Genomic DNA, 25292 nt, shown 5'->3' with positions numbered 1-25292 from the left:
CCCCGCCGCGCCCCGCCGCCCCGCCGCGGCCCCGCGCCCGGCCCGGCCGTGTCGGACCCCCGGGTTACGGTGCCGGCATGACCGGAGCCCAGCTGGAGATGCCCGGCATGCCCCGCCGACTGTTCCCGGCGACCCCGAGCAAGCTGGCCACCTTCTCCGACTGCCCCCGGCGCTACCGGTTCGCCTACCTCGACCGGCCCAGCCCGCCCAAGGGCCCGCCGTGGGCGCACAACTCGGTGGGTTCGGCGGTGCACGCGGCCCTGCGGTCGTGGTGGGAGCTGCCGGCGCACGAGCGCACGCCGCGCGCGGCCCGGCAGCTGCTGTACGGCCACTGGTCCGACGCGGGCTTCGCCGACGCCGAGCAGTCGGCGACGTGGCGGGCCCGGGCGGCCGGGTGGCTCGACGAGTACGTGCCGACGCTGGACCCCGACGACGAACCGGCCGGCACCGAACGGCAGGTGGCGGCCACCACCGAGCGGCTGGCGATCACCGGCCGGGTCGACCGCATCGACCTGCGCACCGGCGACGACGGCGACGAGCTGGTGGTGGTCGACTACAAGACCGGCCGGCACCCCAGCACCGAGGACGACGCCCGCGGGTCACCGGCGCTGGCCCTGTACGTGCTGGGTGTGCGGCGCACCCTGCGCCGGCCGTGCTCGCGGGTCGAGCTGCACCACCTGCCCAGCGGCACGGTCGCGGCGTTCGAGCACACCGACCGCTCCCTGGCCAACCACGTCCGGCGGGCCGAGGACGTCGCCGCCGACATCACGGCGGCCACCGCGGCGCGCGAGGAGGGCGCCGCCGACGACGAGGCGTTCCCGCCGGTGCCCGGGCAGCAGTGCGGGTGGTGCGACTTCCGCTCGTCGTGCCCCACGGGCCGCGCCGCGGCACCCCCGCGGGAGACCTGGTCGTTCCTCCCGACCTGACACCGCGGCCGCCCAGCGGCCCCCCAGCGGCCCCTGCCGACCACGCATCGGCTCAGGAGGCCTGCGCGTGCTCCTGCCGCAGGCGGGCGGCGCGCAGCGCGGGGTTCTCCCGGATGCGCGGCGGCACCGCGAGCGCGGTGGCGCGGAAGGCACGCACCGCGGCTGTCGTGGCCGGTTCGGTGAGGGCCAGCGCAGGCAGCCCGTAGAGGGAGCGCGCCCACCGGGGCAGCGTCGCCAGCCCCAGGGAGGCCAGCCCGGTCCACGCCGGGCGGGCCGGGGTGAGCAGCTGCACCCACCCGGGCATGGGCGGGACGACGACGAACCGGGCGGCGGCGCGGGCCGGCTCGGTCAGCGCCAGCTGCGGGCGCACCTGCCGGAAGTAGTCGGCCAGCGCGGCCACGGTGTCGGGGACCTCGCCGGGCGTGCAGCCCACGAGCTCGGCGGCCACCACCTGCTCGCGCACGTAGCGGTCGGCGTCGGCGTCGGTCAGCGGTACGCCGGCCCGGCGGGCGACCGACAGCAGCGAGTCGACCTCGCAGGCATGCACCCACAGCAGCAGGTCCGGGTCGTCGACGGCGTAGGAGCGGCCCGTGGTGGGCTCGGTGTCGGACTTGCCCCGGTGGGCGCCGCGCACCCGCCGGACGGCGCGCAGCGCGTCCCGGCGGGTGCCGAAGGTCAGCGTCGCGACGTACTCGGCAGTCCGGGTGAGCCGCGCCCACGGCTCGTCGCGGAAGCCGTCGGAGAACCGGTGCACGCCGGCCATCGCCACCGGGTGCAGGGCCTGCAGCAGGAGCGCCCGGACGCCGCCGACGGAGAACGCGGGGTCGCCGTGGATCCGCCAGGTCACCGACGCCGGCCCGAAGAACCCGTCCCGGTCCAGGGCGTCGGCGTCGGCGTCGGCGCTCATGCGTCGGCCCCGGTGCGCACGGTGGCCCAGAACCCGGTCAGCACGGCGAGGGTGGCAGCGGGCTGCTCGATGGCCGGGGAGTGCACCGCGCCGGCGACGACCTCGTGCCGGGCGCCGAGCCGGTGGGCCATGTCCTCCTGGGCGGCCGGGCTCCACGCGTCGTCGTCGGCGCCGTGCACGACCAGCACCGGCACGCCGGTGGCCGCGAGCTCGGCGACCCGGTCGGGCTCGCCGGTCATCGCCGCGCCCATGCCGGTCAACCCGGCGGCGGTGTTGGCCAGGAACCGCTCGGCGAGGAAGGCCCGTACCGGGGCCGGTACGGCCTGGGCGCGAGGGTCGGTCAGGGCCAGCTGCTCCAGCGTCTCGTGCACCAACCGCACCCCGCCCGCGGCCAGCAGCGGGGCGAGGTGGTCGAGGAGGTCGGCGCGGGGCCCGGTGAGCCCGACCGGCCCGCTGCCCAGCAGGGTCAGCGAGGCGAAGGCACCGGGGTCGGCGAGCACGGCACCGCGGGCGACGAGCCCGCCGAAGCTGTGCCCGAGCAGGTGCACCGGGCCGTCGGCGCGCAGCTCGGCGGCGACCTGCAGCAGGTCCTGCGCCAGCAGCTCCACGGTGTAGGCGGCCGGGTCGTCGGGGCCGGGGGAGCGGTGCTGCCCGCGCTGGTCGAGCGCCACGGCTCGCCACCCGGCGTCGGCGACGGGGTCCAGCAGCGGCGCGAAGTCCTCCTTGGACCCCGTGTACCCCGGCACGAGCAGGACGGTGCCCCGCGGGCCGGGCCCGGTGTCGAGGGCGGCCAGGGGGCCGGCGGTGCCGAGGAGGGTGACGGTCGACGCCCGGTGCGGGGTGAGCTGTCGCAGGTCGTCGGGTGCGCTGTGTTCGGAGCCGCCGGGGAGCATGCGCCCAGTGTGCCCCGCGTCGCGGCGGGGCCGTCGGTCAGCGGTAGGCGGTGACCCGGTCGGGGTGGGCCAGCACGACCACGTCGCCCACGACGGCGGTCCGGGCACCACCGCGCAGCTCGGCGGTGCTGCTGGGCGTGGTGGACCTGGCTGCCTCACCACCGGTGGCCAGGTCACGGGTGACCATGGCGCCCTGCTCGGGGACGACCACCGTCCCCGGGGTGGCGAGCCGGTCGCCGGTGGCGGGCAGGCCGACAGCGGGCACCGACCAGCGCAGGCCACCGGTCGTGGCGTCGAGGGTGTACAGGGTGCCGCGGGCCCACACGCACACGCCCGCGCCGGCCCCGGTCTGCAGGGGTGCCTCGTCGGCGCTCCCCGCCGTGCTGGCCAGCGGGGTGCTGGTCAGCGTGCTGCCGTCGGCCGGGGCGAGGGCGAGCAGGTCGTCCCCGGACACCACGCCCACCAGGTCGTCGGCCCCCGCCAACCGGGCCGGCGAGCTGCCCAGCTCTCGCATCCAGCGCTGGCTGCCGTCGAACCCGTCGAGGAGGACCACCTGCTGCTGGTCGCCGCAGTCCTGCAGGGCGGCGACGCCCAGGCTGCCCGCAGTGGCGTCGACCACGCGGCACCCCTCGGGGACGGCGTGGTGCCACCGGATGCCGTTGCCGGTCGGGTCCACGGTGGCCAGACCCGTCGGGCTGGTCGCCAGCACGATGCGGTCGGTGCTGGACAGGGTGGCGTCGGCGCGGAAGCCGACCGAGCGGTACCAGAGGCGGACACCGGTGTCGGCCCGCAGCGCGGTCAGCTCGTTGCACCGACCACCGGTGGAGAACAGCACGACCACCACCTGGTCGACGGCCGTGGCCCCGCACAGCCGGGCGCCGGAGCGGGTGTAGGACCACGCCGGCTCACCGGTCGCCGGGTCGGCCATCGCCACGCCGTCGGCGGCGGTGACCAGGACGCGGTCGGACTCCACGACGTCCCCCCCGGCCGGCACGCCGGGGGTGGCCGACCACGCCTCGGTCAGCTGGGCCGCCGGGGACCCCGTCACCGGTGCCGCGGGGGCGCTGGTGGTGCTCGTGGTGGCGGCTGCGTCGGAGGTTCGCCACGTCACGACGGCGAGGAGGACCACGGCGAGGGCGGCCGCCGTCCAGACCAGGACCCGCCAGGGGGGACGGGGCACGCTGGTCACGCGCCGATGGTGCCCGACCGGGACGGCCGCCCCGTCACGGGGCGGCGGGCTCGCCGCCGGGACGATCCCCACCGGGACGTTCGCCACCGGAGCGGCCGCTGCCGCCGCGCCGCCGGCGACGACGCGGGCGGCGCGGACCGTCGGCGCCCTCGGCCTGGCCGCCGGGACCGGCCTGGGGGGTGCGGGCGTCCTCGCTGCCGGTGCCCGCCTCGGACCCGGTCACCGCGGCGGCCCCGGCCGCGGCCTCGCCGTTGCCGCGGGTGCGCCGCCGCGGGCGGCTCTTGCGCGGGCCGACCACGGGCGCCTCGTCGCCGCCCTCGGCCGCGCCGCGGCCGGGACCGGAGGCGCCACGCCCACCGCGGTCGGCGCCGCGGTCGCCACCGCGCTGGCGCTTGCCGGTCTCGCCCAGGTCCTCGAGGGACTCGGCGTCCAGGCCCTCGCGGGTGCGCTGGGCGCGGGGGAGGCGGCCGGTGGCGCCCTCGGGCACGTCGAGGTCGGAGTAGACCCACGGCGAGGTCGAGTAGGTCTCCGGGGGGTCGGTGAAGTCCAGGTCGAGCGCCTTGTTGATCAGCTGCCAGCGCGGGATGTCGTCCCAGTCGACCAGCGTCACCGCCACACCCGTGCTGCCGGCCCGGCCGGTGCGACCGATGCGGTGCACGTAGGTCTTCTCGTCCTCGGGGCACTGGTAGTTCACCACGTGGCTCACGCCGGTGACGTCGATGCCGCGCGCGGCGACGTCGGTGGCGACCAGCACGTCCACCTTGCCGGCCCGGAACGCGCGCAGGGCCTGCTCCCGGGCGCCCTGGCCCAGGTCGCCGTGCACGGCAGCCGCGGCGAACCCGCGGTCAACCAGCTCGTCGGAGACCTTCTGGGCGGTGCGCTTGGTGCGGCAGAAGACCATCACCAGGCCGCGGTCGCGGGCCTGCAGCACGCGGGCGAGCAGCTCGGGCTTGTCCAGGTTGTGCGCCCGGTAGATGAACTGCGTGGTCTGCGGGACGGTCGAGCCCTCGTCGTTGCCGTGCGCCCGGATGTGGGTCGGCTGGGTCATGAACGACCGTGACAGCGTGACGATCGGGCCGGGCATCGTGGCCGAGAACAGCATCGTCTGCCGCTGCGTCGGGACCATCGCCAGGATGCGCTCGATGTCGGGCAGGAAGCCCAGGTCGAGCATCTCGTCGGCCTCGTCGAGCACCAGCCCGCGGACCTTGCCCAGGATCAGGTGCCCCTGCTGCGCCAGGTCCAGCAGCCGGCCGGGCGTCCCGACGACGACGTCGACGCCGGCCTGCAGCGCCGAGACCTGGGGCTCGAACGCCCGGCCGCCGTAGATGGCCTGCACGCGCAGCCCGCGTCGGGCGCCGGCGGCGGCCAGGTCGCGGGAGACCTGCACGCACAGCTCGCGGGTGGGGACGACGACCAGCGCCTGCGGCACGCCGTCGGCACCCTCGGACGGCGGGGTGACCCGCTGCAGCAGCGGGACGCCGAAGCCGAGGGTCTTGCCGGTGCCGGTGCGCGCCTGCCCGATCAGGTCGTTGCCGGCCAGGGCCAGCGGCAGCGTCAGCTCCTGGATGGCGAACGTGCGGGTGATCCCGTTGTCGGCCAGTGCGGCGACGATGTCGGGGTGCACGTCGAAGTCGCTGAACAGCGGCGCATCGGGGGTGACGGGGGCGCCGCCGAGGTCGTCGACCAGCTGCTCGACCTGCTCGGGGGCGGGGGCCCCCGACTCGGCGTGGTCGACGTCGGGGGTCTGCGGGGTGCCCTGCGCGGCGTCGTGCTGGGTGCCGTCGTGCTGGGTGTTGTCTGTGGTGGTCAGTGCTCTCGCCTCGGTCCGGAGGGGACCGCTGCCGCGTCGGTGTGCCGACGCGCTGCGGCCCGGTCGTCTACTTCGATCCAGCGCCGACGCGGCCAGCAGACCGGGCGTCGTGGGGCAGACCCGCCCGGGACCGACCTCGGTGCCCCCCGCAGGTTCGCGGTCCGGGGTGCCGGCGGTCGTCGTCCAGCGGTCATCAGCGCACACGGAGAGCGAGCCGTGCGGCCCGCCGCCCCCATGCTACCTCGGGATACGGTCCGCCCAGGTCCCGCGGCACGTCGGGGGCCACCTGCACCCCGGCCGGGGTGCAGGACGGCGCAGTCGAGGAGGCACCCGCGTGAGCGCGCCCAGCACGGTGGAACCGGCGGTCGTCGACCTGCTGGGGGTGCTGGCCTACGCGGAGCTGACCGCGTTCGACCGGCTCGCCGAGGACGCCCGGCTGGCCCCGACGCTGGCCGGCCGGGCCGCGCTGGCCCGGATGGCGGCCGCCGAGATCGGTCACCACCAGCGGCTGTGCGACCGGCTGCAGGAGCTCGCGGTGGACCCGGCCCTGGCGATGGCGCCGTTCGTGGCCCCGCTCGACGCTTTCCACGACTCGACCCGCGCCAGCACGTGGCTCGAGGGACTGGTCAAGGCCTACGTCGGCGACGGGCTGGCCACCGACTTCTACCGCGAGGTGGCGGCCTTCCTGCCCGAGCCCGACCGCACGCTGGTGCTGGAGACCCTGGCCGACACCGGGCACGCCGACTTCGCCGTCCGCGAGGTGCGTGCGGCGATCGCCGGGGACCGCCGGGTGGGCGGCCGGCTGGCGCTGTGGGCCCGCCGGCTGGTGGGTGAGGCGCTGACCCAGTCCCAGGCGGTCATCGCCGACCGCGACGGCCTGGCCGACCTGCTGATCTCCGGCACCGGCGACCTCAACGGCATCGCCGACCTGCTGACCCGGCTGACCACGGCCCACTCTGCACGCATGGAGGCACTCGGCCTCAACGGCTGAGGAGAGGTGCCGCGCCAGCCGGAGCGGCGGGGAGGACAACCGGACCACCGAGCACGGAGGTCCGGCGGGACGGGGGTCGGAGACCTCCTCCCGCCGGACCTCGGACGCGCTCAGCGCATCAGGGGCACGGCCGCTGGCCGCGGTGCGATCCGCAGGATCGCAGTGTCACGCCCCCCCGGCGATGAAGCCGACGCGCCGGGTGTCGGCCTCGGCGATCTCGACGTAGGCGATCCGGTCGGTGGGGACGACGACGCGGCGGCCGCGCTCGTCGACCAGGGTGAGCAGACCGTCCTTCGAGCCGGTCATGGCCTTGGAGACCTCGGCCGCGATCTCGTCGGGGGTCTTGGGGCTGTCGATGACCAGCTCGCGGGGGGAGTGCTGAACACCGATCTTGACTTCCACGCTGGAGATGCCTCCTCAGGTCTGGCGGCCGCTCTGGCTGCTGCCCGTCGACGCTAGCCCAGCCCGGGGCGCGCCGGTGGCGCACCGAGGTGCGCTGTCGGCGAACGGGTCAGGAGCGGGTGGGGTGGTCGGCGTCGCCCAGCCGCGGGAACCCGGAGATGCCGCGCCAGGCCAGCGAGCTCATCAGGGCCACGGCCTCGTCGCGGGACACCGTGCCCTTGCGCGGCAGCCACCACCGGGCGCTGGTCTCGGCCAGGCCGGTCATCCCGGAGGCCAGCAGCAGGGCCCGTTCCTGGTCGACCCCGGTGTCGGCGGCGATGACCTCGGCGATGGCCTCCACGCACCCCCGGGTGCCCTCGTCGACGATGCGCCGCACCTCGTCGTCGTTGCGCAGGTCGGACTCGAAGACCAGGCGGAACGCCTCGCCGTCGGCGTCGACGAAGTCGAAGTAGGCGCCCACGGCACCGTCGACCCGGGTGCGGTTGTCGTCGGTGCCGCTCATCGCCTCGCGCATGCGCTCGGTGAGCTCGCCCACCTGCTGCTCGAGCAGGGCCAGGTACAGCTCGCGCTTGCCCGGGAAGTGCTGGTAGAGCACCGGCTTGCTGACCCCGGCGGCCACCGCGATGTCGTCCATCGCGGCGGCGTGGAACCCCTGGGCGACGAACACCTCCTGGGCCGCGCGCAGCAGCTGCAGCCGGCGGGCTCCCCGGGGCAGGCGGGAGGTGCGGCGACCGGGGTCGTCGGCGGGCGCGGACGGACGGTGAGGCTGCATGGCCCGGCAGATGTTACCGGCGGGTTCACCTCGCGGTCGCCGGGTCGCCGAGGTGGTCTACCGTCTCGCGGGTGCCCGACGTCCCCCCGGTCCCGTCGACGGACCCGGCGCCCGTACCGGCGTGGCCGGGCGAGCAGGTCGCCACCGACGGCGGGACGGTCTTCCTGCGGCGCACGCCGTGGACCGGCACCGAGGGCGGACGGCGGGCCCGCGCCCTCTACGTCCACGGCCTGGGTGGGGCGTCCACCAACTGGACCGACCTCGCGGCCCTGCTGGCCCACCGGGTGGAGGGGTACGCGCTCGACCTGCCCGGGTTCGGGCGCTCGGCCCCGCCGCCGCACGGCAGCTACTCCGTCGTCGGCCACGTGCGTGCCGTCGAGGCGGTGCTCGCCGACGTCGCTGCCCGGCCCGGTCCGGGCCACGGCGAACCGGTGCACCTGCTGGGCAACTCCCTCGGCGGACTGGTCAGCCTGCTGGTGGCCGTGCGGCGGCCCGACCTCGTGGCCTCGCTGACCCTGATCTCGCCGGCCATGCCCGTCTACCGCGTACCGCCGGCCTTCGACCGCGCGATCGCCCTGCTGCTGGTCCCCGGCGTCCCGGCCCTCGCCGAGAAGCGCCTCCGGCTGGGCGCCCCGGAGGACCGGGTCCGCGCGACGCTGGAGATGTGCTTCGGCGACCCGGGCCGCGTGCCCCCGGCCCGGCTGGCCGAGGCGGTGGAGGAGATGCGGGTGCGGGACGGGCAGGCCTGGTCCGGGCGCGCCCTGACCCGCAGCATGCGCGGGCTCATGACCTCCTACCTGCGGGTCGGGCGGGCGAACGCGTGGCGCGCGGCGCGCGGGGTGCGCGTGCCGGCCCTGGTGGTGTGGGGTGACCGCGACAAGCTCGTCGACCCGCGCCTGGCGCCCCGCCTGGCCGCGGCGCTGCCCGATGCGCGGCTGCAGGTGCAACCGGGCATCGGCCACGTGGCGATGATGGAGGCACCCGAGGAGACCGCCCGCGCCGTCCTGGACCTGCTGGACGAGGTGGGCGGCGGCGAGCCCGACGGGGCTGGTGCGGCGCACGGGACGGACCGGCCGGACACGTCGTCGGTCGGGCACGCTGCGGGCGGCGGCCCGGGCGGGGCGTGAGAGCCTGGGGCGTGTGACCGGTCCCGACCCCGTCGACGACGCCCGCCGGGCGCCGGGCCGGCCGGACGGCGCGGGCCGACCTGCCCTCCCACCGGTACCGCCGCCGCTGGTCGGTCCCCGGCCCCGCGGCCGGTCGCGCAGCCACTTCCCGCCGGCGCCGGACCCGTTGCCCCGCCCGGTGCCCGGGACCGGGCTGCGCACGACGGCCGGGCCGCTGGTCGCCCGCCGGGACCCGGTCGGCCGGCGGCCCCGGTCCGGCCGCGGCGGGGGGTGGGCCACCCGCTTCGTCGGGCGCTGGGGCTGGCGCGCCTACGCGCTCCCGCTGCTGGCCGTCCTCACGGTGCTCGCCCTCGTCGACGTGGCGGTCACCGACCCCGGGACGTCCCGGCCCGCCGCGGCCACGGCGCTGGTCACCGACCCGTCCGGCGCAGCGCCGAGCGTCTCCCCGCCCGCGGAGCCCACCCCGGACGCCGTGACCGCGCAGGGCGACGCCGACCCCACCGACCTGGCACCCACGACCGGGGCCGCCAGCTACGTCGAGGCCGGCGCCGGCACCGTCGGCGTGGTCGACGGCACGTCGCCGGTCTACGGCTCGGGCCCGCTGCAGCGGTTCGTGGTCGAGGTCGAGGACGGCATCGGGGTCGACGGCGCCGGGTTCGCCGCGGCCGTCGAGGCCACCCTCGGCGACCCGCGGTCGTGGGGCCACGACGGCGCGATGAGCTTCCAGCGGGTGGGGGCCGCCGAGGCCGCCGCCGGCGACTACGACTTCCGCGTCAGCCTGATCAGCCCCGGGAGCATGGAGACCTACTGCCCGGGTGTGGGCACCGGCGGCTACACCTCCTGCCGCTACGGCGAGCGCGCCGTGATCAACCTGGCCCGGTGGGAGACCGCCGTCCCCGACTACGGGGGCGACATCGCCACCTACCGCCAGTACGTGGTCAACCACGAGGTGGGCCACGCCCTGGGCAACGGGCACCAGCCCTGCCCCGGCCCCGGCGAGCTGGCGCCGGTCATGCAGCAGCAGACCCTCGGCCTGCAGGGCTGCCAGAAGAACGCCTGGCCCTACCCCTGAGGCCCTTCCCCTGAGCCCGACCCGTCCCGGCGGGAAGAGGGGCGGCTGGCACGCTGTTGGGGCTCGTGAGGACGCCGTACCCAGCTGCTAGGAGCCCGACGTGTCGTTGCCACCCCTGGTGGAGCCCGCCGCCGAACTGTCGATCGACGAGGTGCGCCGCTACAGCCGCCACCTGATCATCCCCGACGTCGGGATGGACGGGCAGAAGCGGCTGAAGAACGCCAAGGTGCTCGCCGTCGGCGCCGGAGGTCTCGGCTCGCCGGTGCTCATGTACCTCGCCGCGGCCGGCGTGGGCACGCTCGGCATCGTCGAGTTCGACGTCGTCGACGAGTCCAACCTGCAGCGCCAGATCATCCACGGGGCCTCCGACGTGGGCCGGTCCAAGGCCGAGAGCGCGCGCGACTCCATCAAGGAGATCAACCCGCTGGTCGACGTCCGGCTGCACGAGACCCGGTTGGACTCCTCCAACGTCGAGGAGATCTTCAGCCAGTACGACCTGATCGTCGACGGCACCGACAACTTCGCCACCCGCTACCTGGTGAACGACGCCTGCGTGCTGCTCGGCAAGCCCTACGTGTGGGGCTCGATCTACCGGTTCGACGGCCAGGTGTCGGTGTTCTGGGCCGAGCACGGCCCCAACTACCGCGACCTCTACCCCGTGCCCCCGCCGCCGGGAATGGTGCCCTCGTGCGCCGAGGGCGGCGTGCTGGGCGTGCTGTGCGCGACCATCGGCGCCATCCAGGCCACCGAGGCGGTCAAGCTCATCACCGGCATCGGCGACTCGCTGCTGGGCCGGCTGATGGTCTACGACGCCCTCGAGATGACCTTCCGCACGATCAAGGTGCGCAAGGACCCCGAGGCGGAGCCGATCACCGGCCTCATCGACTACGAGGCCTTCTGCGGTGTCGTGTCCGACGAGGCGCAGGCCGCCGCCGCCGGCTCGACGATCACCGTCGACGAGCTCAAGGACATGATGGACGCCGGCAAGGACTTCGAGCTCATCGACGTCCGCGAGCCCAACGAGTACGAGATCGTGTCCATCCCGGGTGCCACGCTCATCCCCAAGGACGAGATCCTCTCCGGCCGCGCGCTGTCGTCCCTGCCCCAGGACAAGCCGATCGTGCTGCACTGCAAGACCGGTGTGCGCTCGGCCGAGGCGCTGGCGGCCGTGAAGGCGGCCGGGTTCTCCGACGCCGTCCACGTGCAGGGCGGCGTGACGGCCTGGGCGACCCGCATCGACAAGGCGCTGCCCACCTACTAGAAGGACCCCCTCGCCCCCCGGGCCACGCTCCGCGCGGCCCGGGGCCCTGCGAGGGGGCCGTTCCAGCGCCTCACCCCCGCGCGGCCCGGGGCCCTGCGAGGGGGCCGTTCCAGCGCCTCACCCCCGCGCGGCCCGGGGCCCTGCGAGGGGGCCGTTCCGGGGCGTCACCATGGTGGGGTGGATCCCCAGCAGGTGCGGTTGCTCGAGCTGTTCCAGCGGGCACAGGCCCAGGTGACCGACGCGGTCGACGCCGTGGAACCGCACCGGTGGGAGGCCCCCGCCGTCCCCGGGTGGACCGTCGCCGACCTCGTCGCCCACCTCGTGGCCGGGCAGCTGCACGAGCCCCTGCTCGTCGACGATGGCCCGGTGCCGGCCGCGATGCCCACGGGTACCGAGGACCTGCTGGCCGGCGACCCGCTCGGCTCGTGGGAAGCGGCCGCCGACGGAGCGCTGACCGTGTGGGCGGTGCCCCGCGACCTCGACGCGCCCGTGCGGTCGAGCGCGGGTGACGGCGAGCCGGTCCCCGCCGGCGTGCACCTCATGGACCTGGTGGTCGAGCTCCTCGTGCACGCGTGGGACGTCGCCCGCGCGACCGGCGTCGCCCCGAGCACCGACGCCGACCTCGTCGCGGCGGCCTGGGCCCACGCCCGAACCCGCCCCGCGCCGGCCGGGTCCCCCGCCCGGTGGGGTCCGGCGCTGCCCGTGCCCGCCGACGCCGACCCGTGGGTGCAGCTGCTGGCTGCCCGCGGACGGCGGGCCTGACACCGTGACCGCACCGTGATCACCTCGTCCGGCCGGTGGGGGGCGGTGGCCCTAGCATCCGGTGCGGCACAGTCCGCACCAGCTGGAGGTCCGTGATGAGTCAGCCGCCCCAGGGCCCGTCCCCCTACGGGAACCCGCCGTACGGGGAGCAGCCGTACGGGCAGCAGCCCCCCGGGCAGCGACCCGACGGGCCCCAGTCCGGTGGCGAGCAGCCGACCGAGGTCCTCGGCCAGCAGGGCGGCCAGGCCGGTGGCTGGGGTGCCCAGCCGACGCAGCAGTTCGGCCAGCCCGCCTTCGGCCAGCAGCCCGGTCAGCAGGGCCCGCCGCCCACGCAGCAGTTCGGCCAGCCCGGGTACGGCCAGCAACCGGGCCAGCAGGGCCCCTACGGTGCGCCCGGCTACGGGGGGCCCGGCGGACCTGGTGGGCCCGGGGGACCGTCCGGGCCCGGCGGTCCGGGGGGACCGTGGGGCGGTCCACCGCCCGGTGGCGGCGGGAACAAGAAGGGTCTGGTCATCGGTGCGGTGGCCGCCCTCGTGGTCGTCGTCGCGCTCGGGGTCACGCTGTTCCTCACCCTGGGCGGGGACGACGGCGACGACTCCGTGGCGACGGGCTCGGCCACGACGACGTCGTCCTCGGCGAGCTCCTCGTCGTCCCCGTCGTCCTCGAGCTCGTCGTCCTCCTCGGCCAGCCCGACGAGCCCCGACGTCGACGAGGACGCGTTCCTGGCGACCCTGCCCTCGGACTTCACCGACTGCCAGATCACCGACCTCGTCGGGGACGGCGACATCGTGGCCGCGGAGTGCGGCGCCGTGACCACCCAGCCGGGCCCGGAGCAGGCCGCCTTCTACGGCTACCCCGACCAGGACACGATGGACCAGGTCTTCCTCGACGACGTGACCCAGGCCGGCCTCACCGAGCTGACCGGCGCCGACCAGGACTGCACGACCGGCCTGGGGTACTTCCCCTGGTCCACCGACGACCGCAGCCAGACCGGCATGGTCGGCTGCGCCATCAACGGCAACGGCACCGTCGTCGTGGTGTGGACCGACGACCAGTACACGATCGAGGGGCTGGTCTACGCCGCGGGGACGACGCAGGCCGACGTCGCCACGCTGTACACGTGGTGGCAGCAGAACAGCAACTACAACTGAGCGAGGCGGCATGACCCGACCGGCCGCCGACGTCGACGAGGCGGTCTTCGACGTCGTCGAGTCGATCCCGGCCGGTCGGGTCAGCACGTACGGCACCGTGGGGCGGCTCGTCGGGGTGGGCCCCCGTCGGGTCGCCCGTGCGCTGTCCCAGGGCGGGGCGGCCGTGCCCTGGTACCGGGTGGTCCGCGCCGACGGCAGCGCAGCCGAACCCGTGCGGACCCGCCAGCTGGCGCTGCTGGCGGCCGAGGGCGTCCCCGTGCGCAACCAGCGGGTGGACCTGGCCGCGGTGCGGTGGCCGCCGGACTGAGGTCCTGGTCGGCCGGGTGCGGGCAGGTCCTGTCGTACCCCCGTGGTGTCATCGGGTCATGAGCGCGCCGGGCACGACCGCACCCGCCTACCGCCTCGTGGTGCCGCCGCCCACCACGGTCGCGCCGCCGGTGCTCGACCCCACCCAGCAGGCGGTCGTCGACCACCCCGGGGGGCCGCTGCTGGTGCTCGCCGGCCCCGGCACCGGCAAGACGACGACCCTGGTGGAGGCCGTCGCCCGCCGCGTCGAGGCCGGGGTCGACCCCGAGCGCGTGCTGGTGCTCACCTTCAGCCGCAAGGCCGCCGCCGAGCTGCGCACCCGTATCGCCGCCCGGGTGGGTCGCACCATCCGCGAACCGGTGGCCCGCACGTTCCACTCCTACGCCTTCGGCGTGCTGCACCGGGCCGCCGCCCTCCGGGGCGAGCCGCCGCCCCGGCTGCTCACCTCCGCCGAGCAGGACCTCACGGTGGGGCGGTTGCTGGCCGGCGACGCCGAGGCCGAGGGGGTCGAGTGGCCCGCCGACCTCGCGCCCGCGCTGCGCACCGCGGGGTTCCGCCGCGAACTGCGCGACCTGCTGCTGCGGGCCACTGAGCGCGGGGTGACCCCGGCCCGGTTGGCCGCCCTGGGGCGTGAGCTCGACCGGCCGCACTGGGTGGCCGCGGCCCGGTTCGCCCGGCAGTACGAGGAGGTCACCGGCCTGGAGACCGCCTTCCGGGGGTCGGGCAGCGGGTACGACCCGGCCGAGCTCGTCCGCGTCGCCATCGACGAGCTGCGCGCCGACGACGCCTTGCTGCGGCAGGAGCAGGAGCGGTCGAGCTGGTTGTTCGTCGACGAGTACCAGGACACCGACCCCGCCCAGGTGGACCTGCTGCACCTCCTATCCGGCGGCGGTCGCGACCTGGTCGTCGTCGGCGACCCCGACCAGGCCATCTACGCCTTCCGCGGGTCCGAGCCGCGGGGCATCGTCGACTTCCCCCAGCGCTTCCGGCACGCCGACGGCCGCCCCGCCGAGCGGGTGTCCCTCGGGGTCTGCCGGCGCTCGGGCGAGCAGCTGCTGGAGGTCAGCCGCCGGGTGGTCACCGGTGTGCCGGGCCCGTGGGAGCACCGTCGGCTCGTCCCGGGCGCGGGCACGCCGGCGGGCCGGGCCGAGGTGCACGTCTTCGAGACCCCGGCCGTCGAGGCCGCGCACGTGGCCGACACGCTGCGCCGCGCCCACCTCCTGGAGGGTCTCCCGTGGTCGTCGATGGCGGTGGTGGTCCGCACGTCGTCGGCGCTGCTCCCGGTGCGGCGGGCGCTGGCCCAGGCAGGGGTGCCGGTGACGGTGTCCGCCGACGACCTGGCCCTCGCCCAGCAGCCGGCGGTGGAGCCCCTGCTGGCCGCCCTCCGTGCGCTGCTCCCGGGCGCCGACCCGGGCGCGCCGGCCGGGCTCACCGAGGCCGGGGCCGAGGCGCTGCTGGCCTCGCCGCTGGGCGGGGCCACCGTGCTCGACCTCCGCCGGCTGCGCCGCGCGGTGCGGCGCGCCCTCGTGGCCCGGGGTGTGGACCCGGCCGAGCGCGGCACCCCGCTGGCCGACCTCCTGGGTGACGCCACCCTGCTGGATGCGGTGCCCCCGCCGGTGGCCCGGCCGGCCTCCCGCGTGGCAGGGGTGCTGGCCGCCGGCCGGGTCGCGCTGCTGCGCGAGGGGTCGGCCGAGGACGTCCTGTGGGCGATGTGGCAGGCCAGCGGGCTGGCGCCGGTGTGGGCGGCGGCCAGCGCCGCCGGGGGGCCGCCCGGGGCGGTCGCCGACCGCGACCTCGACGCGGTGGTGGCCCTCTTCGACGCCGCGGCCCGGTTCGTCGACCGGCTGCCCGGCGCCCAGGTGACCGACTTCGTCGACCACTTCGGCGCCCAGGAGCTGCCCGGCGACGGCGGCGCGGCCCGTGCGCCCGACGGCGAGACCGTGCGGTTGCTCACCGCCCACGCCGCCAAGGGTCTCGAGTGGGACCTGGTCTGCGTGGCCGGGGTGCAGGAGGGTGTCTGGCCCGACCTGCGCACCCGGGCCAGCCTGCTGGGCGCCGAGGACCTCGCCGAGGTGGCGGCCGGCGCCGACGCCGGGGCCATCGACCGCCGCACCCTGGCCCTGGCCGAGGAACGTCGCCTCTTCTACGTGGCGGTGACCCGGGCCCGCCGCCACCTGGTGGTCACGGCGGTCGACGGCGGACTGGAGGGCGAGGACGCCGGGGCCAACGCCTCCCGCTTCCTCGACCTGGTCGCACCGCCGCCCGACGTCGAGGGCCTCGACGGCCGGCCGCACACCCCGCTGCCGCGTGCGCTGACGCTGCCGGCCCTGGTCGCCGAGCTCCGCCGTGCCCTCACCGACCCGCACACCCCCGCCGGCCGCCGGCGCAGCGCGGCGGCGCTGCTGCGGCGGCTGGCGCAGGAACGGGTGCCCGGCGCCGACCCGGCCACCTGGTGGGGCCTGGCCGCGCTGTCCGACGACGCCCCGCTCGTGGACCCCGGGGCGGCGGTGCGGGTGCGCCCCTCCGCGGTGGACACCTTCCAGCGCTGCCCGCTGCGGTGGGTGCTGGGTGCGGTGGGGGCCGAGGCGTCACCCGAGACCACCCGCACCGTGGGCTCGGCCGTGCACGACGTCGCCCAGCAGGTCGCCGAGGGCCTGCCGCCCGACCGGGCCCCGGAGGTCCTGGCGACCGAGCTCGACCAGCTCGACCTGGGGCCGGGCTGGTTCGACCAGCGACAGCGCGAGCGGGCCCAGGAGATGCTGGCGAAGTTCCTGGCCTGGCACGCGCGGGCCGACCGGGAGCTGGTCGCGGCCGAGGAGGACTTCGACGTGCAGGTCGGCCGCGCGCGGCTGCGCGGCCAGGTCGACCGGCTGGAGCGCGACGCCCAGGGTCGGCTGGTCGTGGTCGACCTCAAGACGGGCAAGACCGCGCCGCGCACGGTGGAGGAGCACGGCCAGTTGGCCGCCTACCAGGTCGCGGTGGCCGAGGGGGCCTTCGCAGCCCACGGCACCACCCCCGGCGGCGCGGCGCTGCTGCAGGTGGGCGGCAGCCAGAAGGCGGCCAAGGAGCACGCCCAGGCCGCCCTGCCGGCCGACGTCCCCCCGCGGGAGACCTGGGCCGGCCAGCTGGTTGCCGAGGTGGGGGAGGGCATGGGGGCCGGCACGTTCCTCGCCCGCACCGACGCCGACTGCGAACGGTGCGCCTTCCGGCGCAGCTGCCCGGTGCAGGAGCCGGGCCGGCAGGTGACCCGGTGACCCGGCGCCGCGCCGCCGACGGCCAGCTGGCGTTCGAGCTCCCCGGCTTCGTCGAGCCGACGCCCACCGCCGTCCCCGAGCTGCTCGACCCGGCCGAGGTGGCCCGGCGCTGCGGGGTCGCCCACGCCCCCTCGCCGGAGCAGGGCGAGGTGGTGCAGGCGCCGGTCGACCGCCCCATGGTGGTCGTGGCCGGCGCAGGGTCGGGCAAGACCGAGACGATGGCCGCCCGCGTCGCCTGGTTGGTGGCCAACCAGTTGGTCGCACCCGAGGCCGTCCTGGGGCTCACCTTCACCCGCAAGGCGGCCAGCGAGCTGGGGGCCCGCATCCGGCTGCGCCTGGGCGCGCTGGCCGCCCACCCCGACACCGACCCGCGGCTGCGCGAACGCCTCGAGATCGCCCAGCCCACGGTCGCGACCTACCACGGCTACGCCGCCGGCATCGTCGCCGAGCACGGGCTGCGCATCGGCGTCGAACCCGGCGCCGGCGTGCTGGGTCCCGCGATGTGCTGGGGGCAGGCCGCCACCGCGGTCGCCGCGCACACCGGCGACATGAGCGACGTCGCCCTCGGGCTGGTCACCACCACCGAGGACGTGCTGCAGCTGGCCGCCGAGCTCGGCGAGCACGACGTGTCGCCGGAGCGGTTGCGGACGTGGACCGCACGCCTCGAGGAGCAGGTGCACGCCTACCCGGTCACCGGTCGCACGAAGGGCCCCTACGCCGACGTGCTCAAGATGCTGGGCCGGCAGCGCGCGCGGGTGGCCCTGCTGCCCATGGTCGAGGCGTTCGAGGCCCGCAAGCGGGCCGCCGGGGCCATCGACTACGCCGACCAGGTCGCCGCCGCGGCCCGGGCCGCCACCAGCTCGCCCGAGGTCGGCCGGCGCGAACGGGCCCGGTGGCGGGTGGTGCTGCTCGACGAGTTCCAGGACACCTCGGTTGGTCAGCTGCGCATGCTCGAGGCGCTGTTCGGCGGCGACAGCCACCACCCCGTCCTGGCCGTCGGCGACCCCCGCCAGTCCATCTACGGCTGGCGGGGGGCCTCGGCCGGCACGATCGAGCGCTTCCCGCGCACCTTCCCCGGTGCGCCCGCGCGGCCCGCCGCCCGGCTCACCCTCGCCACCAGCTGGCGCAACGACCGCGCGGTGCTCGCCGTGGCCAACCGCATCGCCGCCGACCTGCCGCAGCCGGCGCACGCCGACCCCCTCCCCGACCTCACCGCGGCCCCGACCGCGGGCGCCGGTGAGGTCCGGGTGGCGCTGCACACCACCGTCGCCGAGGAGACCGCCGCCCTGGCCGACCGGTTGGCCGCCGAGTGGCACGGTGCCCCCGGCCCGGGTCCGGTCGGCCCCGGGAGCCCCGGCCCGGGCGCGGGCTGGACGCGGCCCACCATCGCGGTCCTGGCCCGTCGCCGGGCCCAGCTGCCGGGCATCGCGGCCGCGCTCCGCGAGCGGGGCCTGCCGGTGGAGGTGGTGGGTCTGGGTGGTCTGCTCGACGTGCCCGAGGTGTCCGACGTCGTCGCCACCCTCACCGTGCTCGTCGACCCGACCGCGGGGGACGCCCTCGGGCGGCTGCTCACCGGCGCCCGCTGGCGCATCGGCCCGCGCGACCTGGCCGCGCTGGAGGCCCGTGCCCGGCACCTGGTCCACGAGCGCCGCCCCGCACCCGGCGGCGACCCCGCCCCCGCACCCGGCCCCGACCCCGCCCCGGGCGCCGACCCCGCCGTGCCCACGCACCTGCCTGCCCCCGAGCGGGGCAGCATCGTGGAGGCGCTCGACGACCTGGGCACCCCCGTGGGCTACTCGGCCGAGGGCTACCGGCGGCTGCGCCGGCTGGGCGCCGAGCTGGCCGTCCTGCGTGGCCGCATCGGCGCCCCGCTGCCCGACCTGGTCGACGAGGTGGTGCGCACGCTCGGCCTGGAGACCGAGCTCGCCAGCCATCCCGAGGCCAGCCCGGCCGGGGCTCGGGTGCACCTGGACGCCCTGCACACGGTGGCCGGGGAGTTCGCCGACCTGGCCGAGCTGCCCTCGCTACCGGCCTTCCTGGGGTTCCTGGCCGACGCGGAGGTCCGCGAGCGGGGCCTGGAGCCGGGGGAGGTGGCGGTCAACCCCGACGCGGTGCAGCTGCTCACGGCGCACTCGGCCAAGGGCCTCGAGTGGGACGTCGTCGCGGTGCCCGGGCTGACCACCGGCCAGTTCCCCAGCCGCACCGACACCGCCGACTCCTGGATCAGCGACCCGGGAGCGGTGCCGGCCGACCTGCGGCTGACCGACCGCGCCGACCTCCCGGCGCTCCGGCTGCCCGTCCCCGGATCGGGGGACCAGGCCGCCGTCCGCGACGCGCTGGCCGACTACGTGGCCGAGTGGAAGGAGTTCGGCCTCGCCGAGGAGGTGCGCCTCGGGTACGTCGCGGTCACCCGGGCCCGGCGGCTCCTGCTGTGCTCGGGCAGCTGGTGGCGCGACGGGGTCAAGCCCACCGGGCCCTCGTCCCTGTTGCTGGCGGTGCGGGAGGTCGTCCAGGGCAGCCCGGAGGGCGGTGTGCACGGCGGCGCGGACGGCGGCGCGGAGGGCGGCCGGGCGGTCAGCGGGGTCAGGGGTGGGGTCGACCACTGGGCCGAGCCACCCGAGGACGGCGACCCCAACCCGGCGCTGGCCGAGTGGCCCGTCGGGGTGTGGCCGGCCGACCCGCTGTCGGCGGGGCGACGCCGCGCGCTCACGGCCGCCGCCGAGCTGGTGGCCGTCACCGAGCCCCACCCGCTGGGTGGACCCGGGCTCGGCGCCGCCGACGACCCGCTGGTGACCGACTGGGTCCGCGACGCCGAGTTGCTGCTGCGGGAACGGGCCGGGTCCGGCCGCAGCGCCACGGAGGTCGCGCTGCCCGGCCACCTGTCGGTGTCGGCGCTCGTGGCGTTGCGGCGCGACCCCGCGGCCCTCGCCCGCCGGCTGCGGCGACCGATGCCGGCGGCACCCGCCCCCCTGGCCCGGCGCGGGACCGCGTTCCACCTGTGGCTCGAGCAGCGGTTCGGCACCACGCGGTTGATCGACCTCGACGAGCTGCCCGGCTCCGGCGACGCCGACGCCGCGCCCGACGAGGCCCTGGCCGCGCTGCAGGCGGCGTTCCTGGCCGGGGAGTGGGCCGACCGCCAGCCGGTCGAGGTGGAGGCCCCGTTCGAGACGCCGCTGGGCCCGCTGGTCCTGCGGGGCCGCATCGACGCCGTCTACGCCACCGGGGCCGGGGGGTACGAGGTCATCGACTGGAAGACCGGCCCGGTCCCCGGGCCCGCCGAGCTGACGGCGGCCGGGGTGCAGCTGGCGGCCTACCGCCTGGGCTGGTCCCGGCTGGCCGGCGTGCCGGTGGAGCAGGTGAGCGCGGGGTTCCACCACGTGCTGGCCGGCACCACGCTGCGCCCGGTCGACCTGCTCGACGAGGCCGGCCTGCTCGCTCTGGTCACCGGCGATCCGGGGGGCGGTGCGGGGTGACCCGACCGTCAGCCGGTGGCCACCCGGTCGAGGACGGCGGCGGCCAGCTCGCGCGGCGCCTTCTCCGGGATCCAGTGCGAGACCCCGGGCAGCTCCACGAAGCGGTAGTCGCCGGTGACCTGGTCCGCGCAGGCTCGCGCCGCCGTCCGGCCGACGGCCATGTCCTCGTCGCTCCACACGTAGGTGGTCGGCACCCCGACCGGGTCGACCGGGGTCGAGGAGCTCATCGCGCGGTACCAGTCCAGCGCCGCGGTCAGGGCCCCCGGCGCCGACAGGTGCGCCACATAGGTGTCGACCGCCTCGGCGGGCACGTCGCCCAGGATGCGGCGCAGCCGGCGCGCGTCGTCCTCCAGCAGCACCCGCTCGGCCTTCTCCCGCTGCCAGAAGAGCTTGATGTAGGCCGAGCGCTCCCTCTGCTCGGGGTCGGCCCGGTAGGCCAGCGTGTACGCGGTCGGGTGCGGCACCGAGACGGCGGTCAGCGTGCGCACCCGGTCGGGGTGCCAGCCGGCCAGCGCCCAGGCCACGTTGGCGCCCCAGTCGTGCCCGACCACGTCGGCGGTGGGCAGGTCCAGCGCGGTCATCAGGTCGGCGGTGACCGCGGCCAGGGCCGGCAGGGCGTAGGCGTCGGTCTCCCCGGGCCGGGCACCGGGGGAGTAGCCGAGCTGGTCGGGGGCGTAGGTGCGCAGCCCCGCCTCGGCCAGCAGCGGGGTGACGGCCGACCACGACAGCGACGTCTGCGGGAACCCGTGCAGCAGCAGCACCGGCCGGCCGTCCTCCGGGCCGTCGGTCCGCACGTCGAAGACGAGGTCGCCGACGTCCACCTGCAGCAGCCCTGCGCTCATGCCCGCGAACGTAGCGGGGGTCGGTGCGGGCGGCGCGTTACGGTCGCCTGCGTGAGCACCGACCACCCGAGCACGGACCCCGCGGGCAACCCCGAGCGCGAGTTCGTCCGCGCCCACCTCGACGACCTGCACGCCGACCTCGACGCCTGGCTGCGCATCCCGTCGATCTCCGCCGACCCCGCGCACGCCCCCGACGTCCGGGCCAGCGCCGAGTGGTTGGCCGGCGCCCTGCGCCGGGTCGGGTTCCCCGTCGTCGAGGTGTGGGAGACCCCGGGCGCGCCGGCGGTCTTCGCCGAGTGGCCCGCCACCGAGGCCGGCGCCCCGGTCGCGCTGGTGTACGGCCACCACGACGTGCAACCGGTCACGCCGGAGGACGCCTGGACCCACCCGCCGTTCGAGCCGACCGTGGTGCCGACCGACCTCGGGCCCGAGCTGCACGCCCGCGGCGCGATCGACGACAAGGGCAACGTCGCCTTCCACCTCCTCGGCATGCGTGCGCACCTGGCCGCCACCGGGCGCGACACCCCGGCGGTCACGGTCAAGCTGCTGGTGGAGGGTGAGGAGGAGTCGGGGTCCCCGCACTTCGCCGCCCTGCTGGCCGACCGCCGCGACCGGTTGGCCTGCGACGTCGTCGTGGTCAGCGACACCGGGATGGCCGCCCCCGACGTCCCCAGCGCGGTGGTCGCGATGCGCGGCCTCGCCGACGCCGAGATCACCCTGCGGGGGCCCGGCGTCGACCTGCACTCGGGTTCCTTCGGCGGCGGCGTGCCCAACCCGCTGCACGCCATGGCCTCCCTGCTGGCCGCGCTGCACGACGACGAAGGCCGGGTCACCCTGCCCGGCTTCTACGACAAGGTGCGCCCGCTGACCGACCGGGAACGCGAGCTCATGGGCCGCGTGCCCTTCGACGAGGCGGCGTGGTTGGCCGGTCCGGCGGCCTCCCGGGCAGCTGCGGGCGAGGCCGGGTTCAGCACCCTGGAACGCATCGGCGCCCGGCCCACCGCCGAGGTCAACGGCATGTGGGGTGGCTACACCGGTCCGGGCCACAAGACCATCGTCCCGGCCGAGGCGCACGCCAAGGTGACCTTCCGGCTGGTGGCCGACCAGGTGCCCGCCGACCTCGCCGACCAGGTGCACGCCTGGGTCGCCGCGCACGTCCCCGAGGGCATCGAGGCCGAGGTGCACGTGCCCCCGGGTGGCGTCAGCCCGTGCGCCAGCGACCTCGACCACCCGGCCATGGCCGCGCTCCTGTCGGCCATCGGCCAGGCCTTCGACCGGTCCGCCGACGACGTCCTCTACACCCGCGAGGGGGGTAGCGGGCCCGAGGCCGACCTGGTGGCCGCCCTCGGTGCGCCCCTGCTGTTCCTGGGCGTCGGCCTGCCCACCGACCGCATCCACGCCCCGAACGAGCGGGTGCTGTTGCCGATGCTGCACCGCGGTGCCGAGGCCGCCGCGCACCTGTGGCGCGAGCTGGCCGCCGCGCCGTCGGCCCGCTGAGGGGCGGGGACGGTGCGTGAGGGGGACACCTTCGGCCCCTACCGGGTGCTGGGGGTGCTCGGGCAGGGCGGCATGGGCGAGGTGCTGCGGGCCGTGGACGGCGAGCACGACCGCGAGGTGGCGCTCAAGGTGCTGCACCCGCAGTGGGCCGGCGACGAGTCCTACCGCGAACGGTTCCGCCGCGAGGCCCGGGTGGTGGCGCGGCTGCGCGAGCCGCACGTCGTGCCCATCCACCGCTACGGCGAGGTCGAGGGCCGGCTCTTCCTGGACATGCGGTTGGTCGTGGGCGAGGACCTGGGCTCGCTGCTGCGGCGCACCGGGCCGCTGCAGCCGGCCCGGGCGGTCGACGTCGTCGGGCAGGTCGCCCGTGCCCTGGACGCCGCGCACGCCGACGGCCTGGTGCACCGCGACGTCAAGCCGTCCAACGTGCTGCTGGTGGCCCGCGCCGACGGCGGGGACCTCGCCGGCTCGGTGGCCGGTGACGACTTCGTCTACCTGGTCGACTTCGGCATCGCCCGACCGGTCGGCGAGGAGACCGGGCCGTCGCTCACCGGTACCGGGTTGGCCATCGGCAGCACCGAGTACATGGCGCCCGAGCGGTTCCACGGCCGCGCCCTGTCGGCGGCGACCGACGTCTACTCCCTCGCCTGCGTCCTGTTCGAGGCGCTGACCGGCGAGCGGCCCTTCCCGCCCGGCGACGCCGTGACCCAGATGTACGCCCACGTCAACGAGGTGCCCCGGGCCCCCAGCGCGGTCCGACCCGGGATACCGGAGGTGCTCGACGGGGTGGTGCTGCGGGGGCTGGCCAAGGACCCCGAGCAGCGCTGGACGTCGGCCGGCGGCATGGCGGCAGCGGCGCGGGCCGCGCTGGGCGTGAGCGGCATCGAGGTGCCGCGGCCGGCCGAGCACCCGCCCGGCTCGGCAGGTACCGCCCCCACGACGGTGGGGCTGGCGGCCGACGGCGGCCGGTCCGGCACCGCGCAGCGGCCGCTGCCCGGGCCGACGTCGGTCGGGCCCCTCGCCCAGGCAGGCGCCCAGGGAGGCGCCCAGGGAGGGCCCGTCGCCCAGGGAGGCGCCCAGGGCGGGCCCCTGCCGACCCCGCCGGGCCCGCCCCCGTGGATGCCGCCGGCGCCGACGGGTGGCCCCGGTGGTCGCGGTGGTCACGGTGGTGGGGGGCGCCGCGGGCTGGTGGCGCTCGCTGTCGTGCTGGCCCTGCTCGCGGCTGGGCTGGGGGTGTGGGCCGCCGTGGCCACCGTGCGGGCCGGGGACGCCGAGCAGGCCGCCGTCGAGGCCCAGCAGGGTCTGCTGGCGGTCGGGCTGCCGGCCGACGTCGCGCCCGCCGACTGCACCCGGACGGCCGCCACCGACGACGTGCTCACCGGCCTGGACTGCGGCGTCAGCCCCTCCTCCGACGGCCCCAGCAGCCAGACCTACGAGCTGTACGGCTCCCCGGAGGCCGCCGCAGGTGTCTTCGACGCCGCGGTGACCAGTGCCGGGCTGACCCAGCTCGACGGCGACGACGTCTTCGCCTGCTCCGGGTCCGACGGGGACCAGGGCTGGGTGCGCATCGAGGACTTCGACGACCAGCCCGTGGGCCGGTTGTCGTGCGCGGTCGACGCCGACGGGGCCCCGGTGCTCACCTGGACCTGGGACGACCGGGCCGGTTTCTCCTCGGTCGCCGGTCGCGGCGGCCAGGACGGCCTGACCGACCTGCTGTCCTGGTGGCGGGACAACGCCGACCGCGACGACCTCTGACCACTTAGGGTCAGCGCATGAGCGCTCCCGGTGCCGCGCCCCCGGGCTACTACCCGGACCCCGACGGTCTGCCCGGCATGGTGCGCTGGTGGGACGGGTCGGCCTGGTCCGACGTCGCGACCCCCGCAGGGCCCGGTGTCATGACCGCGACCGGGGAGGCCGTCCACCGGCCGTCGGCGCCGGCGTGGCAGCCGGCCCGCCCGGCGCGCAGCGGCAGCCGGACGAGCTGGGTGGTGGGCGGGGTGGTGGTCGCCGTCGTCGTCCTGGTCGTGGCCGTCGTCCTGGGCACCTCGGGCCGGCAGGCCCCCGACCCGGGACCGACCGACGTCGCCGGGCCGCCCGTCGCCGGGCCGACGTTCGCCCCCGGCACGGTGCAGATCGTGGACCAGGCCGCCGGCATCGCCTACCCGTTCCTCGGCGACGGTTGGTACCAGTACCCCTTCGGCGCCCCCCTCGAGACCACCGAGGTCACCGGGCAGTACTTCGTCACGCAGGACACCATCCCCGACGGTGGCGAGTTCATCGCCCAGGTCACCTCGGGCCCGGTCGCCGAGGGGTACGGGTGGGCCGGCACCGCGACCCTCGGGACGACCACCGCGACGCTGGCCGAGAGCGTGCGGGCCAACTACTACCCCGGACCCAACGACCGCGACGTCCTCCGCGACGAGGCCGTGACCGTCGACGGTGCGCCGGGGTGGGTGTACGAGTTCACCCTGAGCTGGGACGCCGCCGGCTACGACGCCACCGGCGAGCGGGCCGCGTTGCTGCTGGTCGACGTCGGCCGCGCCGCGCCCGCCCTGCTGTACCTGTCGATCCCCAACACCCACGCCGAGCTCCACGGCGTCATCGACCGCGTCATCGGGGCCGTCGAGGTGCTGTGAGACCGCGCCCGGGCCCGTCCG

General features: G+C 76.8%; 20 protein-coding genes. 13 read left to right on the top strand and 7 right to left on the bottom strand.

Annotated features, from left to right (window positions below; genetic code table 11):
* Nucleotides 1-77 precede the first annotated feature (77 nt).
* Complete coding sequence (locus TEK04_RS10110; protein WP_336404209.1) at nt 78-926, top strand: RecB family exonuclease; 849 nt, start codon at nt 78-80, stop codon at nt 924-926.
* 52 nt (nt 927-978) lie between these two features.
* Here TEK04_RS10110 and TEK04_RS10105 read toward each other — a convergent pair whose 3' ends face one another.
* The 4 genes from TEK04_RS10105 to TEK04_RS10090 are packed head-to-tail and all read right to left on the bottom strand — an operon-like array spanning nt 979 to nt 5929.
* Nucleotides 979-1833, bottom strand: a complete 855-nt coding sequence (locus tag TEK04_RS10105) for an oxygenase MpaB family protein (RefSeq protein WP_336404208.1) — start codon at nt 1831-1833, stop codon at nt 979-981.
* Nucleotides 1830-2726 carry an alpha/beta fold hydrolase gene (locus TEK04_RS10100; protein ID WP_336404207.1) on the bottom strand — a complete coding sequence of 299 codons (897 nt, stop codon included), beginning with the start codon at nt 2724-2726 and terminating at the stop codon, nt 1830-1832. Before TEK04_RS10100 ends, TEK04_RS10105 begins: the two co-directional genes overlap by 4 nt.
* Before the next feature lie 37 nt (nt 2727-2763).
* Nucleotides 2764-3915 carry an outer membrane protein assembly factor BamB family protein gene (locus tag TEK04_RS10095; RefSeq protein WP_336404206.1) on the bottom strand — a complete coding sequence of 384 codons (1152 nt, stop codon included), beginning with the start codon at nt 3913-3915 and terminating at the stop codon, nt 2764-2766.
* Between the two features lie 34 nt (nt 3916-3949).
* Complete coding sequence (locus tag TEK04_RS10090) at nt 3950-5929, bottom strand: DEAD/DEAH box helicase (RefSeq protein WP_336404205.1); 1980 nt, start codon at nt 5927-5929, stop codon at nt 3950-3952.
* A 130-nt stretch (nt 5930-6059) separates the two neighbouring features.
* Between TEK04_RS10090 and TEK04_RS10085 the strand changes: the two genes are divergently transcribed.
* Complete coding sequence (locus TEK04_RS10085) at nt 6060-6716, top strand: ferritin-like fold-containing protein (RefSeq protein WP_336404204.1); 657 nt, start codon at nt 6060-6062, stop codon at nt 6714-6716.
* 165 nt (nt 6717-6881) lie between these two features.
* On the opposite strand, the gene TEK04_RS10080 is transcribed toward TEK04_RS10085, so the two are convergent.
* Nucleotides 6882-7118: a DUF3107 domain-containing protein gene (locus TEK04_RS10080; RefSeq protein WP_336404203.1), complete on the bottom strand. Its 237-nt coding sequence runs from the start codon at nt 7116-7118 to the stop codon at nt 6882-6884.
* Nucleotides 7119-7227: 109 nt separating this feature from the next.
* Complete coding sequence (locus tag TEK04_RS10075) at nt 7228-7890, bottom strand: TetR/AcrR family transcriptional regulator (RefSeq protein ID WP_336404202.1); 663 nt, start codon at nt 7888-7890, stop codon at nt 7228-7230.
* A 71-nt stretch (nt 7891-7961) separates the two neighbouring features.
* Between TEK04_RS10075 and TEK04_RS10070 the strand changes: the two genes are divergently transcribed.
* From TEK04_RS10070 to TEK04_RS10035, 8 genes are all read left to right on the top strand, one after another.
* Complete coding sequence (locus TEK04_RS10070; protein WP_336404201.1) at nt 7962-9017, top strand: alpha/beta fold hydrolase; 1056 nt, start codon at nt 7962-7964, stop codon at nt 9015-9017.
* 13 nt (nt 9018-9030) lie between these two features.
* Nucleotides 9031-10089, top strand: coding sequence for a DUF3152 domain-containing protein (locus tag TEK04_RS10065; protein ID WP_336404200.1), 1059 nt, complete (start codon nt 9031-9033; stop codon nt 10087-10089).
* 100 nt (nt 10090-10189) lie between these two features.
* Nucleotides 10190-11350: an adenylyltransferase/sulfurtransferase MoeZ gene (moeZ, locus tag TEK04_RS10060; RefSeq protein ID WP_336404199.1), complete on the top strand. Its 1161-nt coding sequence runs from the start codon at nt 10190-10192 to the stop codon at nt 11348-11350.
* A 177-nt stretch (nt 11351-11527) separates the two neighbouring features.
* A complete protein-coding gene (locus tag TEK04_RS10055; RefSeq protein ID WP_336404198.1) occupies nt 11528-12112 on the top strand; it encodes a TIGR03086 family metal-binding protein in 585 nt (194 codons plus the stop codon).
* A 95-nt stretch (nt 12113-12207) separates the two neighbouring features.
* Nucleotides 12208-13263 (top strand): hypothetical protein, encoded by a 1056-nt coding sequence (locus tag TEK04_RS10050; RefSeq protein ID WP_336404197.1) that lies wholly within the window; start codon nt 12208-12210, stop codon nt 13261-13263.
* A 10-nt stretch (nt 13264-13273) separates the two neighbouring features.
* Nucleotides 13274-13570 (top strand): MGMT family protein, encoded by a 297-nt coding sequence (locus TEK04_RS10045; protein WP_336404196.1) that lies wholly within the window; start codon nt 13274-13276, stop codon nt 13568-13570.
* Between the two features lie 58 nt (nt 13571-13628).
* Entirely contained in the window at nt 13629-16823 is a 3195-nt protein-coding gene (locus tag TEK04_RS10040) for an ATP-dependent helicase (RefSeq protein WP_336404195.1), read from the top strand.
* Nucleotides 16820-20296 (top strand): ATP-dependent DNA helicase, encoded by a 3477-nt coding sequence (locus tag TEK04_RS10035; RefSeq protein ID WP_336404194.1) that lies wholly within the window; start codon nt 16820-16822, stop codon nt 20294-20296. Before TEK04_RS10040 ends, TEK04_RS10035 begins: the two co-directional genes overlap by 4 nt.
* A gap of 8 nt (nt 20297-20304) precedes the next feature.
* Here TEK04_RS10035 and TEK04_RS10030 read toward each other — a convergent pair whose 3' ends face one another.
* Entirely contained in the window at nt 20305-21138 is an 834-nt protein-coding gene (locus tag TEK04_RS10030) for an alpha/beta fold hydrolase (protein WP_336404193.1), read from the bottom strand.
* Between the two features lie 51 nt (nt 21139-21189).
* Between TEK04_RS10030 and TEK04_RS10025 the strand changes: the two genes are divergently transcribed.
* From TEK04_RS10025 to TEK04_RS10015, 3 genes are read left to right on the top strand one after another with little or no spacing between them, the layout of a single operon-like run.
* On the top strand, nt 21190-22635 hold the full coding sequence (locus TEK04_RS10025) for a M20/M25/M40 family metallo-hydrolase (RefSeq protein ID WP_336404192.1): 1446 nt from the start codon (nt 21190-21192) through the stop codon (nt 22633-22635).
* A gap of 12 nt (nt 22636-22647) precedes the next feature.
* Nucleotides 22648-24390, top strand: a complete 1743-nt coding sequence (locus tag TEK04_RS10020; protein WP_336404191.1) for a serine/threonine-protein kinase — start codon at nt 22648-22650, stop codon at nt 24388-24390.
* A gap of 17 nt (nt 24391-24407) precedes the next feature.
* Complete coding sequence (locus TEK04_RS10015; protein ID WP_336404190.1) at nt 24408-25271, top strand: DUF2510 domain-containing protein; 864 nt, start codon at nt 24408-24410, stop codon at nt 25269-25271.
* The last annotated feature ends 21 nt before the right edge of the window (nt 25272-25292 follow it).

Source organism: Klenkia sesuvii (genome assembly GCF_037083825.1).
GTDB lineage: Bacteria > Actinomycetota > Actinomycetes > Mycobacteriales > Geodermatophilaceae > Klenkia > Klenkia sesuvii.
Note: the sequence above shows the minus strand (reverse complement) of the source record. Positions and strands in the feature narration are given on the sequence as shown.